Genomic DNA, 12,334 nt, shown 5'->3' on the forward strand with positions numbered 1-12,334 from the left:
ATTGGGATTCCCCGAGAGTAGCCGGGAGGACCCGGTTCAACCGAGCCCTGAGCTGTCGGTTCTCTCACAAGAACGATCAGGGAATCGATTCAGATATCGCTGAACCGGCCTAGCGGAAAAAGGTTTCCCGTCCTGCCGTGATCTTCCCGATACCTGCACCCCGCCGGCACAAAGCGAAAAACCGGTTCCCGCCAGGTTTTCCTGACGGCAACCGGTCCTCGGGCCGAGTCTGTTTGGGGCGTTTTGGGCGCTCAGTTCTGCGAGATCCACTGCCCCGTAATGGAATCGATCTTCGCGACGCCCTCGACGGTGTCGTGGCCCGCGCCGCCCCACAGCTGGTCGCTGTCCGCCGGCACGCTCGCGGTGACCCCGTTGCCGGTGGTCTCGGTCCACTCGCCGGGGCCGGTGTGCTCGTAGGTGGTCGACTCGCCGTCCGGTGTGATGATCGTCTGCACGTCGGCACTGCCGTCACCGTCGGTGTCGGTGAACATCCGGGTGTTGCCGTCGGAGTCGGTCACGACCGCGGTGTCGGCGGTGCCGTCGTGGTCGCTGTCCACAGTCGCCGCGCCAAGGTCCACCGTGCCGTCGGCCATGTCCGCGGTGAGGTCGCCCTGGTGGCCGGCGTCGGTGCTGGTGCTGTCCGTGGAGTCGCTGCCGTCGCCGTCGGCCACCCAGTCACCGGTGGACTCGTCGAACTTCGCCATCTCGACGATGTTGCCCTCGGTGTCGGTGTGCAGGTACTCGTCGGCGTGCCCGTCACCGTCGGTGTCGACGTACGCGGTCATGGTGCCGTCCTCGTTGTCGAGGCTGACCCCGTCGTTCTGCCCGTCGTGATTGAGGTCGAGGTTCTCCTCGGCGGTGTAGTTCTGACCGTCGACGGAGATCTCCAGCTCACCTTCGTGGCCGGTGCCCGTTGCGTCCGTGCCACCAGTCTCGTCGATCCACACGGCCCGGTTCTCCCCACTTCTCAAGGTCACTGTCGAGAACTTGGACTTACCGTATTCCGGTTCGGTTCCCGTGCACAACCAATCACCGAACGCGCTGGTCAGTGCTGGTCGCGAACGGTGCGGATGCGGGAGAGCAGTGTTTCGGCGCGTTCCCGCGCGTCACCGGCTTCCTTGACCCGCTTGGTCAGCTCGGTCAGCTTGCGGGCCCGCTCCTGCGCGTCCATCTTGATGGCCTTGTCGACTTCCTTCAGCTCGCCCTCGATGGTCTCGATCCGGCGGCCGAGCGCCTCGTCGAGCGCGAGCGAAAGCTGCTGTTCGGCCTCGATGAGCTGCTCGGCGACCAGCTGGTCGAGCGTGGAGCGGGCCTCGGCGATCGACTCGACCAGCCATTGCCGCATGTGCTGCTTGTCCGCCGCGTGGCGTCGGGTGCGGGCCATCCACCAGCCGGCTCCGAGGCCGATCACGATCGTGGCCGGCAGGACCACCGGGTTGAGCAAGGCAACCCCGGCCAGCGGCAACGCGGCGATCTTCCCCGCGCCGACACCGCCGGAGACACCCATGAACACCAGGAGCTTGTCCTCCGGCGTCGGCGGGCGCTTGTCGGGAGGGCGGAGCACCACCTGCGGCCCACCCGCACGGAGGAACTGGGCGCGGATCACGTCCAGCTCCTCGGGGGAGAACAGTTCGGCAAGCGAGACGTCGGTGACCCTGTTCAACCGCAGCGCCATGGTGGCCGACACCCGCTGCGAGATCATCTGCAAGGCCGCGTCCACCTGCTGCGGCATCGCCTGCAGCTGTTCGCGCTTCGCCGCGTCGATCTGCTGGCGGAAGTAGGACTGCGCGTCCCGCATCTGCCGGCTCGACTCGTGCCCGAGGTCGACGCGGGCGCGCTGGATCTCGCCGCGCAGCTTGAGCTGCCAGCCGCGAGTGGAGGAGCGGCGCTCGGCGGCCAGCTGATCTCGGCGGGCGCGCAGCGACTCGGCCTCCGCTTCGCCGGAGGACAACGCGCGCTGCTCGGCCTTGAGCACCGCATGCCGTTCGCCGAAGGCACTGGACAGCGCGCGCAGGGTGTTCGCCTCGCCGAGCATGGCCGAGCGGCCGACTACCAGCTCCTGCAACGCGGCCTGCAGTGCGATCACGCCGGAGCGCTCGCGCAGCATCACGGCCGCCTGCTCGTTCGGCGCGGTGCCCGCCAGGTCGAACAGCCGCGCCGAGACCGGGTGGAAGACCGAATCGGCGAAGCGGGGCGCGTACTCGGCCAGCAGCCGCCGATCCTCCTCCAGCACCTGCCGCCAGCCGCGGAACTGGTCCGTTTTGGACAGTGCGAACAACACCGTTTCGACGCGATCGCCCATTTTGGCGAGGAAATCCAGCTCGCCCGCGGTGAACGGCGACGAGGCATCCATGACGAACAGCAGCGCCGTGGCGTTCGCCGCGGCCTCCATCGCCAGCTCGCCGTGCATCGAGTCCAGCCCGCCGACACCTGGAGTGTCCACAATAGATACTCGCTCCAACAGCGGCACCGGACCCGTCACCTCTACGTAGCGGGGCGGGATCTGGCCGTCCGGGAACTCGTGTGCGGCCGAGGTCCAGCGGACCAGCTCGCCGAGCGGGATGCCGACCGGAGCGAGCTGCCCTGGGTAACAGGCCTGCGCGGCCCATTCCTCGGCGTGGTCGAAAACCAGATAAGTCGACGTAGCGACATCCGCGTCCACCGGGGACAGGCCCGGCATCGCGAGCAGGGCGTTGACCAACGAACTCTTGCCCCGGTTGGTCTCGCCGACCACCACGATCGACGGCTTCTTCGGCCGCGCGCGGCGGATGTCCTCCACCCATTTCGCCGCCGCGGGATCGGCTTCCCGCAGCAGCGTCAGCAAGGACTCCCTGGCCTGCTTGGCCTGGGCGGGCAACGAAGAGATCGACGCGGCCGTCATCGCTTCGTGTACACCGTGACGACCGGGGCGCGCAGCAGCGTCTCGTGGTCGGCGAACCCGACCACCTCGGTCTCCGCGACCACCCCGTCCAGCGCCGGGTCATCGGTGACAACCGCACCGCCCGCCTCGTGCAGCGACGGGTCGAACCGCTGCCCGTCCGGGCGCACCGCCGTCACGCCGATGCCGGCCAGGCCCTGTTCCAGGCGTTCGACGACGCCGCCGCTGCGGGCGCGATCCAGGGCGTAGAGGCACAGCTGAATGAGCGCCTGTCGATCGGCCAGCGCCCGCTCCATCACGGAGTTCACATCGGTGTTCGACGCGCCGTCGGCGGCCGCGGTTCCATCCGCCTCCTCGATGATCTTCGCCATGCTCTGCGCGGGGATCTGGCCCGTCGGGTCCTCCGACCCAGGACCAGGATCCCGCCGAAACCACGAAGGCACCGCCCTCACCTCCGGTTCTCGCGCAGTTGTTGCCAGATCAGGAAATACGCGCGGTGCACGACGTGGGCCACCCGGCTCTGCGCCGGGGTCGCACCGAAGGACGCGAACGAGCGCCACCAGCCCGCGCGTTCCAGCGCGTGCGCCGCGAGCTCTTGCCTGCCGCTGCCGGGCAGGCCGAGCTGGGCGTCGATGTCGGCGTTGCTGCCGACCCGCAGCACCTCCTCGGCCAGGTCCTCGGGCATATCCACAGCACCGGCGACGACCAGGGTCAACGCTTCCAGCAGGCGCAGCTGGTGTGCCTCCGGCTTGGCGAGCAGCACCTCTATCGCGTCGTGTACGCGCTGCCGCTCCGCCGGGTCGCCCGAAGCGTGCGCGAGCGCGGTGACCGAGGCGAGCGCGGCGGCTGCCTTGATCCCGTCCGCGCGGGCGGCGAACACGATGTCGAGCCGGGCGCGCACGGCGGCCAGCCCGGAGGCCTCCAGCAACAGCCGGCGCAGCGCGCCCGCGGTGATCTCCGGCTCCGCGTGGATCGCGTCGATCGCGCTGCGGATGCCGTACAGGTCCAGCTTTTCCAGCAGCCGCAGCCGGGTGCCTGCCGGGATCTCGCACTCCCAGCTGGTGAAGATGTCCGCGGCCATCAGCATGGTCTCCAGCGTCGCTTCGTCCAAAGTGGACAGCTGACGCAGCGCCTCGGCGTCGGCGGAGGTGAACCCGCCGGACTCGGCGGACTCGGCGATCAGCCCGATCACCGGCAGCACATCGGCGACCCTCGGCTTCAGCAGCGCGGCCTGCTTCTCCGCCAGGATCGTGGCGGCCTTCCACACGTCGGAATCCGCGCCCTGCACCGATTCCGGTGCGATCGTGTCGGCCTTGTTCAGGACCGCGATCGCGTTCACCGGGCCCGCTTCGCGGCTCGCGGTGGCGGCGGTGAACGCGGCCAGCGCCTGCTGGTCGTCCGCACGCACGCCCTGTGTGACGACGTAGAGCACCGCCTCGGCCCCGGCGACGGCGTTGCGCGAGGTGTCGTCGAGGTCGTCGGAGCCGTCGTCGGAATTGGCCGCGCCCAGCAGTTCCTCGGTGCGGGAGACCGACGCGGCGTCCAGCGAGCCGAGGCCAGGGGTGTCGATCACCGTCATGCGCTGCAGTACCGCGTTGGTCAGGTACGCCTCGATATGCGAGACCTCGGAGATGTCCACGCCCAGCTCGGCCGGGATCATCCCGTCCGGCGCGAAGGGCAGCACTTCCTTCCGGCCACTGGTGAACACGACCTCGATCCGGTCCACCGTGCCGTACTGGAAGCGGGTGACCAGCCGCGTGCACTCACCGACGTCGGTCGGCGCGACCCGGCGTCCGATCAGGGCGTTGACCAGGGTGGACTTCCCGGACTTGATCCGGCCGGCGACCGCGACCTGCAGCGGCGCGCTCAGCCGGCGCATCACCTCCGCGAATCCGGCCGCGGTGCGGGCGGAGACCTGCGGCTGCAGCCGGCGGCAGAGATTGGCCACCGACATCGACAAGGGACCGGCCAGACGGCCCGGATCCGTCACGTCGCCCCCCTCCAGGTTGTCCGGTTCGAATCCTGCCACGAGTAGACCTGGGGTCCTATGGAAGGTGGTACCGCCGGATGACGCGGAACGAGGGCCCGGCGACCTAGGGTGATCAGGTGCGGCGACTGAGTTTGTGGATGCGGGCGCACCCGATGGTCGGGGACAGCCTGGTCGCGGCGTTACTCCTGCTGGCGGACCTGCTGTTGCTGGTGCTCGATGCCACGACGCCACATCCGACCATCAAACCCTGGTACGTGACCGTGCCACTGGACGTTGCCGTCGTGGTGCCGGTGGCTTTCCGGCGGAAGTATCCGCTGTCCTCGGCGTATGCGATCGCCGTCGTCGGGATCGCGCACAGCTCACTGCAGCTCGGGATCAGCAGCCTCGCCGCCGCGGCGATCGCGCTGTACACGCTGGTCGTGTACGTCGGCAGGCGGATGGCACTGTATTACCTGCTCGTACAGCTCGCCGTGATGGCGGTGCAGTTCGCGCTGGACTGGGGCGACAACAACTGGCTCACCCTGGTACTCATCGGGTTGACCTTCGCGTTCAGCTGGCTGCTGGGCGAGTTCGTCGGCGCGCGGCGGGCCTATCACAACGAGGTCGAAGCGCGGCTGCACCTGCTGGAGACCGAACGCGACCAGGCGAGCCGGATCGCGGTGGCCGAGGAGCGCGGCCGGATCGCCCGTGAACTGCACGACGTGGTCGCACACGCGGTGAGCGTGATCGTGGTGCAGGCCGACGGTGCTTCGTACGCGGTGCGCTCGAACCCGGACCTGGCCGAACGCGCGGTGCAGACCATCTCGCGCACCGGCCGCGAGGCGCTCACCGAACTGCGCCGGTTGCTCGCGGTGCTGCGCGATGACACAACCGGGCACCCGAGGATTCCGCAGCCGGACGCCGACTCCCTCGTGGAGCTGACCGAACGAGTCGAGCAGGCGGGCGTGCGGGTGCGGCTCACGGTCGACGGCACCCTGACCGGGCTGCCCGCCGGCGTTTCGCTCGGGCTGTACCGCATCGTGCAGGAGTCGCTGACCAACACGCTCAAGCACGCCGGGCCGGGCGCGCGCGCCGACGTGCGGATCCACCGCGAAGGCGATCTCATCGAGGTCGACGTGGTGGACGACGGCGCGGGCAAGGCCAACGCGCTCGTCATGGTGGAACGGGAACTGCCGGGAGGCAACGGGGTGATCGGGATGCGCGAGCGGGCGAACGTCTACGGCGGTTCGCTCGATGTCGGGCCCGAACCGGGCGGCGGCTGGCATGTGCACGCGGCGCTGCCGGTTGGGGACGAGCTGTGATCCGCGTGCTGGTGGTGGACGACCAGGAACTGATGCGCGCCGGCTTCCAGATGGTGCTGGGCGCGCACCAGGACATCGAGATCGCCGGCGAAGCCGCGAACGGGGCCGAAGCCGTGCAGCTGGCCGAGCAACTGCGGCCGGATGTGGTCCTGATGGACGTGCGGATGCCGGTGCTGGACGGGGTCGAAGCGACGAAGCGGATCGTGGACGCGGGCACCTCGCGGGTGCTGGTGATGACCACCTTCGACCTGGACGAGTACGTGTACGCGGCGTTGCAGGGCGGGGCTAGCGGCTTCCTGCTGAAGGACACGCCCCCGGCTCATCTCGTTTCCGCGCTGCACGCGGTGGCGAGCGGCGACGCGGTCGTCTCGCCTTCGGTCACGCGGCGTCTGCTCGACCGCTTCATCGGCGACGGCGGCGGGCCGCTGCGCGACGAGTCGGCGCTGGAGGTACTCACCGATCGCGAGCACGAAGTGCTGGTGCTGATCGCGAAGGGCCTGTCGAACGTGGAGATCGCGGGCACGCTGTTCCTGTCCGAGGCGACGGTGAAGACGCACGTCGGCCGCATCCTGGCGAAGCTCGAACTGCGGGACCGGGTGCAGGCGGTGGTACTGGCCTACGAGACGGGGCTGATCCGGCCTGGGCACAGGTGAGGTCGCTGTACAATTTGTACATTTCTCGGAGATGAGCATCTCTGCGGCTCGCGAGTCATTGGGCCCGGTGACCAGCCGTGTCGAATACGGCGGGGAAACGGTCTACCTGACCAAGCATGGTCGGCGGGCGGCCGCGGTGGTGCCTGCGGCGGCTGCGGAACTGCTCGAGCAACTCGAAGATGTTTTCGACCTCGAAGCCACGCGAGCAGCCCTGGACGCCCTGGCCTCCGGCGAAGCCGCTCCCGAACCCTTCGTGCGCCGCACCAAGTCGCGCGACACCCGGGACCGCTGAGTGACCTACTCCGTCAACGTCCTTCGGCCGGGATCTGGCCGAGGAGCCGCGGCCGCCCGGTGGCAAGCCACTCACGGGCGTTCCCGGTGTGTGGCGGATCCGGGTCGGCGGCCATCGGATCTGCTACACGATCAACGACGGCGAACTTCCGGTCCTGGTGGTCACGATCTCAACCCGCGACGACATGTATCAGATGCTGCGCCGCTACCTCGGCCAGTAGCTCACCGGAAGGGCGCCGGGTCGACCGAGGCCGGGTCCAATCCCTGCTCCCGGACCACGGTCATCCAGCGGCCCCAGTCCGGGCGGGTGCCGTCGCTGTCGGTGAAGCCGTACGTGCGCATCAGGCTCCACGAGCCGATCGTGCGGCCGGCGAAGCGGGACACGTCCGGATCCGTCGCGAGGGCGGCCACCCCACGACCCAGATACGACGGTGTCTCGGAAATTGCGAAATCGGGTGGCGCGTCGGCGCCCACCGCGTCCCGCCAATTTCTTTCTGTCACACCGAATAGCTCAAGCATCATTTCCGAGCGGAGAAATCCCGGGGTGACCGCCAACCCGGTACCGCCGTATTTCGCCAACTCCACCCCGAGCCCCCGGCCGATCGCGCGAATCGCGCTTTTCGCCACGTGGTATCCGATGGTCGGGCCGACGTAGTCGTCGTTGTCCCCGTCGGTCACCTCCACCACCAGCCCGCCCGGCCGCGAAACCACCAGCGGCAGCAGCCGGTGCAGCGCGATCAGGTGCGTGTCCACCGCGTTGTGCACCATCGCGAGCGCCTTGCCGAGACTCGCCGCCCAGTACGGCTTGTCCCACTCGATGAACCTGTCCCCGCCCCAGACGTCGTCGACCAGCACGTCCACGTGATCCAGCCGCGCACGCAGACTGTCCACATCGGATACCGACGTGAAGTCGCAACGCACCGGGACGCCGGTACCGCCGGCCGCCGCCACCAGTTCGGCCGTCTCCTCGATGGTTTCCGGCCGCCCGAGTGGCGACGCCGACTCGCGGGTAGTACGACCTGCGACGTACACGGTCGCGCCGAGCCTGCCCAACTCGACCGCGATCGCCCGCCCGCAGCCCCTGGTCGCGCCGGTGACCACAGCTGTTTTTCCACTCAGATCGGCAACCATGCCCGGACACTATCCGGCTACCCCGACAAAACCGGCAGGGAAAACCTCAGGGGCGAGTCAGGGTCATCACCGATCGCGCACAGCGACCGTGCGCGGGAAGCTACTACCGCAGTCGGGCGGGAAGTTCGGTCCACAGGATGACGCGCCGAGGGTGCCCGATCGGAAAAGATGTGGCACACGGGGTATTCGAAGGCCTGAAATCAGGGGAGCAGTCATGATCGAGGCACAAGGCCTCACCAAGCGATACGGCAAGACGCTGGCCGTGAACAACCTGTCCTTCAGCGTCGAACCCGGCCAGGTCACGGGTTTTCTCGGCCCGAACGGTGCCGGAAAATCCACCACGATGCGGATGATCCTCGGGTTGGACAACCCGACCTCGGGTCAGGTGCGCATCGGGGGCAAGGCCTACCACGACCTCAAGAACCCGCTGCGCACCGTCGGCGCGCTGCTGGATGCGAAGTGGGTGCACCCGAACCGCTCGGCCCGCGCGCACCTGCTGTGGATGGCGAAGTCCAACCGCATCCCGGCCCGCCGAGTCGACGAGGTGCTGGACACGGTCGGCCTCACCAGCGTGGCGAGCAAGCGCGCGGGCGGGTTCTCGCTCGGCATGTCGCAACGGCTCGGCATCGCGGCGGCCCTGCTGGGCGACCCCGAGGTGCTGTTGTTCGACGAGCCGGTGAACGGGCTCGACCCGGAGGGCATCCTCTGGATCCGCAAGTTCATGCAGCGGCTCGCCGAGGACGGCCGGACCGTCTTCGTCTCCAGCCACCTGCTCTCGGAGATGGCGCTGACGGCGACCAACCTCGTGGTGATCGGCAAGGGGGAGCTGATCTCGCAGAGCACCACCAAGGAATTCGTGGCCAGGGCGGCGGAGAACACGGTCAAGGTGCGCAGCCCGCGGCTGGACACCCTGCGCACCGCGCTGATCCAGGCCGGCGCCACCGTGACCGACTCCGACGACGGCATCCTCGTGTCCGAAATGGACAGTGCCGAGATCGGCGAGCTGGCCGCGGAGAACGGCGTCGTCCTACACGAGCTGAGCCCGCAGACGGGTTCGCTGGAGCAGGCCTTCATGCAGATCACCGGCGACTCGGTCGAGTACCACACCGGCCTGGAAGCCGAGGCACAAAAAGTGCTCGAGTCGAGCGCGAACTAGGGGAGACGGGAAAACAATGACTCTGCTCGCGGTAGAACGCATCAAGCTGTTCACCACCCGCTCCCCGTGGTGGTGCTCGCTCATCACGCTCGTACTGACCATCGGTTTCGCGGCGCTCATCGTCGGCAACTCCGGCGACGTGGTGCCGGCGACGGTGGCCTCCACCCAGTTCGGCTACAGCTTCGGGATGGCCGTGATCATGGTGCTGGCCGCGCTGTCGGTCACCACCGAGTACCGCTTCGGCACCATGCGAACCACCTTCCAGGCGGTGCCGCACCGCGGCTCGGCGCTGATCGCGAAGACGACCGTGGTGGCTTTGCTCTCGTTCGTCGTCGGCGAGATCTCGGCATTCGGCTCGCTCGGTGTCGGCATGCTGCTCAAGCCGAACGCGGACCTGGCGCTCAACAGCGGCGCCGACTGGATCAACGTGGCCGGGGGCGGCGTGATCTACGCGCTGGCGGCCGTGATCGCGGTGGCGGTCGGCATCCTGCTCCGGCACAGCGCCGGCGCGATCGCGCTGCTGCTGATCTACGCCTTGGCCGTGGAAAGCCTGATCCGGTTGATCCCGACGATCGGCGCCAAGATCTACGAGTGGATGCCCTTCAACGTGGCCGACAAGTTCCTGACCGGCAACGGGGCCTCCAACACCGGACGCGCTGCCGGCGACGGCGCGCCGATGTCCACCGCGGTACTCGGCCAGGGCTGGGCGTTGCTCTACTTCGCCGGTGTGGCGCTCGTCCTGCTCACCATCGCGATCACCGTCGCGAAGCGGCGGGACGCGTAAAGACCCACAGGGGAAACCCGGACAGCGCGCGGAATCGGGGCCGCGCCGGACGGGACAGGGGAAGACGGCCCGGGCCACCGATCGGGGGGTGGCCCGGGCCGGACCCTTTTCAGGTGTCCTGCGGAAAAACAAGGTGCCCAATCGATTAATCCCAGGTGCGCGTTAGCGGCCTGGGGTTAATAGCACGTAAAGACCCTGTGGTTGGGCTCACAGGAAGCGGACATCCGGCTGCTGACCAGGGAATATGGAATTACCACGTCAGGAAACTCCACGGAGGTGACCCTTGACGGTGGAAATCGGTCGAGAAATCGGGACTCCTGTTCCCGCTCAGCGCGCCGGAGCGCATCAGCCCTTGCTGGAACCACTCGACGGGCTCGAGTGGTCGCAGGCAATCGAGCTGCCCCGTGACGCCAGCCTGGCCACCAAACCGGCGGAGATCCGGCGCGCGTGGATCCACCGTGCCCCGGAGGCGGAGGTGCTCAACCTCTTCCGCGCGGTGACCGCGAACGGTGAACAGATCCCCTCACCGTGGTGGCTGCGCGCGCTGGCCGAGGGCAGACTCGACTCCCGCGAGTCCGGGTTCCGCGTGGAGGACCGGATCGCGCAGTTGCTTTCCCGCCGTCCCGGCTGGGAGTACGTGCCGTGGGCCGCCGACGGCGAGTCCGGGTACTGGGAGTTCATGCCGTCCGAGGGTGGCCGTTCGGGGCACCGCATCCCGACCACGATCCTCAACACGAGCAGGCACGGCGGCTGGATCGACGTGCTGCCCGCGCACAACGCCGTCACCCCGGAGCCGATCGCGGTCGCCGGGCTGGCCGGGCTGCGTGCCCGGTTGGGGGAGTTCGAAGCAGTCCGCCGCTGAGAGCCCGCACTGTGTCGATCGACCAGCGATCCGCCTGGCGTAGGTCCGCTCCGGTTGATCGCGTCGGCCTGCTTCAGGTCGGATTGCTAATTTGGGCTGGTGGAAAGCGAGCATCAACCTCGGCTGCGCAGCGTCGTCAGCTACGTCCAGCGCGGCGGCCGGATGACCGTCGGCCAGCAACGGGCGTGGGAACACCATTGGCCCCAGCTGGGCCGCGAGGTGTCCGAGCTGCCGCCGGGTCCCATCGATTTCGCCGAGTGGTTCGGCAGGGCGGCGCCGGTGCTGCTGGAGATCGGTTCCGGGATGGGGGAGACCACCGCCCAGCTCGCGGCGGCGGAGCCGGAGGTCAACTACGTCGCCGTCGAGGTGTACGAGGCCGGGCTCGGCCAGTTGATGCTCCGCGCGGAGAAGCTCGCACTGGAGAACCTGCGCCTGCTGCACGGAGATGCCGTCATCCTGCTCCGCGAACACATCGCCGCCGAGTCGCTGTCCGGGGTGCGGATCTTCTTCCCGGACCCGTGGCCGAAGAAGCGGCACCACAAGCGCCGGCTGGTGCAGCCGGAGTTCGTCAAGCTCGTCGCGTCGCGGCTGGCGCCCGGCGGGATACTGCACATGGCCACCGACTGGGCGCACTACGCCGAGCAGATGCTCGCGGTCTGCTCGGCAGAACCGTTGCTGCGCAACAGGTTTCCGGACTGGGCACCGCGCCCGGGCTGGCGACCGGTGACCAAGTTCGAGCAGCGGGCCGACGAGGACAACCGGGAGAGCCACGACCTGATCTTCGAACGACTGTGACTCAGCTAACAGTCGGCTGCTAACGTGTCGGCGGTGAGCGGTCCCCTGCCCGAAGCCCGTACCGCGTACCTGGTCAAACAGCTGGAACTCGCGCTACGAGGCCGACTCGACTCAGCGGTGCGCCCGCACGGGCTGACCGTCGTCCAGTACACCGCGCTGACCGAACTGGCCCGCGATCCCGGGCTCTCGGCGGCGGAGCTGGCGCGGCGTTCGTTCGTCAGCGCGCAGACCATGCAGGAGCTGATCGTCCGGCTGGAACAGGTCGGCCTGGTCCGGCGGCAGCCTGCCGAGCACAACAAGCGGGTGCTCGAAACCACGCTCACCGAACTCGGCCAGCGCAAGCTGCACGGCTGCGACCACGAAGTGGACGAGATCGAGCGGGACATGCTCGCCGATCTCGACGGCGAAGCGACCGAAGCGCTCCGGCAGGTCCTGCGGTCCTGCACGAAGCGCGTTCGGGACGGCGCGTAGTGAGCCGGGGTGCCGTCCCTCC

At 68.6% G+C, this 12,334-nt stretch carries 14 protein-coding genes; 9 read left to right on the forward strand and 5 right to left on the reverse strand.

All coding sequences use genetic code 11. The annotated features are described in order from the left end of the window. Window positions 1-251 precede the first annotated feature (251 nt). The 4 genes from VHD82_RS32645 to VHD82_RS32660 all read right to left on the reverse strand — a co-directional run bounded on the left by VHD82_RS32645 (window position 252) and on the right by VHD82_RS32660 (window position 4,832). A complete protein-coding gene (locus tag VHD82_RS32645) occupies window positions 252-977 on the reverse strand; it encodes a hypothetical protein (RefSeq protein ID WP_325712670.1) in 726 nt (241 codons plus the stop codon). Between the two features lie 68 nt (window positions 978-1,045). Continuing rightward, window positions 1,046-2,881, reverse strand: coding sequence for a dynamin family protein (locus VHD82_RS32650; protein ID WP_325712672.1), 1,836 nt, complete (start codon window positions 2,879-2,881; stop codon window positions 1,046-1,048). After that, window positions 2,878-3,330 carry a nucleotide exchange factor GrpE gene (gene grpE, locus VHD82_RS32655; protein ID WP_414637608.1) on the reverse strand — a complete coding sequence of 151 codons (453 nt, stop codon included), beginning with the start codon at window positions 3,328-3,330 and terminating at the stop codon, window positions 2,878-2,880. The genes VHD82_RS32650 and grpE overlap by 4 nt, the downstream gene beginning before the upstream one ends. Beyond that, window positions 3,327-4,832 (reverse strand): dynamin family protein, encoded by a 1,506-nt coding sequence (locus VHD82_RS32660; RefSeq protein WP_325712741.1) that lies wholly within the window; start codon window positions 4,830-4,832, stop codon window positions 3,327-3,329. Before VHD82_RS32660 ends, grpE begins: the two co-directional genes overlap by 4 nt. 173 nt (window positions 4,833-5,005) lie before the next feature. Here VHD82_RS32660 and VHD82_RS32665 point away from each other — a divergent pair, with 173 nt between their 5' ends. From VHD82_RS32665 to VHD82_RS32680, 4 genes are read left to right on the forward strand one after another with little or no spacing between them, the layout of a single operon-like run. After that, complete coding sequence (locus VHD82_RS32665) at window positions 5,006-6,169, forward strand: sensor histidine kinase (protein ID WP_422652907.1); 1,164 nt, start codon at window positions 5,006-5,008, stop codon at window positions 6,167-6,169. Beyond that, window positions 6,166-6,822 (forward strand): response regulator transcription factor, encoded by a 657-nt coding sequence (locus tag VHD82_RS32670; RefSeq protein ID WP_325712673.1) that lies wholly within the window; start codon window positions 6,166-6,168, stop codon window positions 6,820-6,822. Before VHD82_RS32665 ends, VHD82_RS32670 begins: the two co-directional genes overlap by 4 nt. Before the next feature lie 31 nt (window positions 6,823-6,853). Further along, on the forward strand, window positions 6,854-7,114 hold the full coding sequence (locus VHD82_RS32675; protein WP_325712675.1) for a type II toxin-antitoxin system prevent-host-death family antitoxin: 261 nt from the start codon (window positions 6,854-6,856) through the stop codon (window positions 7,112-7,114). Between the two features lie 34 nt (window positions 7,115-7,148). After that, complete coding sequence (locus VHD82_RS32680; protein WP_325712745.1) at window positions 7,149-7,334, forward strand: type II toxin-antitoxin system RelE/ParE family toxin; 186 nt, start codon at window positions 7,149-7,151, stop codon at window positions 7,332-7,334. A gap of 1 nt (window position 7,335) precedes the next feature. On the opposite strand, the gene VHD82_RS32685 is transcribed toward VHD82_RS32680, so the two are convergent. After that, window positions 7,336-8,232, reverse strand: a complete 897-nt coding sequence (locus VHD82_RS32685) for an SDR family NAD(P)-dependent oxidoreductase (RefSeq protein ID WP_325712747.1) — start codon at window positions 8,230-8,232, stop codon at window positions 7,336-7,338. Window positions 8,233-8,458: 226 nt separating this feature from the next. Between VHD82_RS32685 and VHD82_RS32690 the strand changes: the two genes are divergently transcribed. The 5 genes from VHD82_RS32690 to VHD82_RS32710 all read left to right on the forward strand — a co-directional run bounded on the left by VHD82_RS32690 (window position 8,459) and on the right by VHD82_RS32710 (window position 12,312). Next, on the forward strand, window positions 8,459-9,400 hold the full coding sequence (locus VHD82_RS32690) for an ABC transporter ATP-binding protein (protein WP_325712677.1): 942 nt from the start codon (window positions 8,459-8,461) through the stop codon (window positions 9,398-9,400). Between the two features lie 16 nt (window positions 9,401-9,416). Beyond that, window positions 9,417-10,184: an ABC transporter permease gene (locus tag VHD82_RS32695; protein ID WP_325712679.1), complete on the forward strand. Its 768-nt coding sequence runs from the start codon at window positions 9,417-9,419 to the stop codon at window positions 10,182-10,184. Between the two features lie 307 nt (window positions 10,185-10,491). Further along, entirely contained in the window at window positions 10,492-11,046 is a 555-nt protein-coding gene (locus VHD82_RS32700) for a hypothetical protein (protein ID WP_414637609.1), read from the forward strand. A gap of 99 nt (window positions 11,047-11,145) precedes the next feature. Then, window positions 11,146-11,841, forward strand: coding sequence for a tRNA (guanosine(46)-N7)-methyltransferase TrmB (gene trmB / locus VHD82_RS32705; protein WP_325712683.1), 696 nt, complete (start codon window positions 11,146-11,148; stop codon window positions 11,839-11,841). A 33-nt stretch (window positions 11,842-11,874) separates the two neighbouring features. Continuing rightward, on the forward strand, window positions 11,875-12,312 hold the full coding sequence (locus VHD82_RS32710) for a MarR family winged helix-turn-helix transcriptional regulator (protein ID WP_325712685.1): 438 nt from the start codon (window positions 11,875-11,877) through the stop codon (window positions 12,310-12,312). The last annotated feature ends 22 nt before the right edge of the window (window positions 12,313-12,334 follow it).

It is taken from the genome of Amycolatopsis sp., from assembly GCF_035546795.1.
Taxonomy (GTDB): Bacteria; Actinomycetota; Actinomycetes; order Mycobacteriales; family Pseudonocardiaceae; genus Amycolatopsis_E.

Coding starts and splice junctions, on each gene's coding strand:
- VHD82_RS32695 (WP_325712679.1), top strand. CDS start 9,417: ATGACTCTGCTCGCGGTAGAACGCATCAAGCTGTTCACCACCCGCTCC.
- VHD82_RS32665 (WP_422652907.1), top strand. CDS start 5,006: ATGCGGGCGCACCCGATGGTCGGGGACAGCCTGGTCGCGGCGTTACTC.
- VHD82_RS32650 (WP_325712672.1), bottom strand. CDS start 2,881: ATGACGGCCGCGTCGATCTCTTCGTTGCCCGCCCAGGCCAAGCAGGCC.
- VHD82_RS32675 (WP_325712675.1), top strand. CDS start 6,854: ATGAGCATCTCTGCGGCTCGCGAGTCATTGGGCCCGGTGACCAGCCGT.
- VHD82_RS32660 (WP_325712741.1), bottom strand. CDS start 4,832: ATGTCGGTGGCCAATCTCTGCCGCCGGCTGCAGCCGCAGGTCTCCGCC.
- VHD82_RS32690 (WP_325712677.1), top strand. CDS start 8,459: ATGATCGAGGCACAAGGCCTCACCAAGCGATACGGCAAGACGCTGGCC.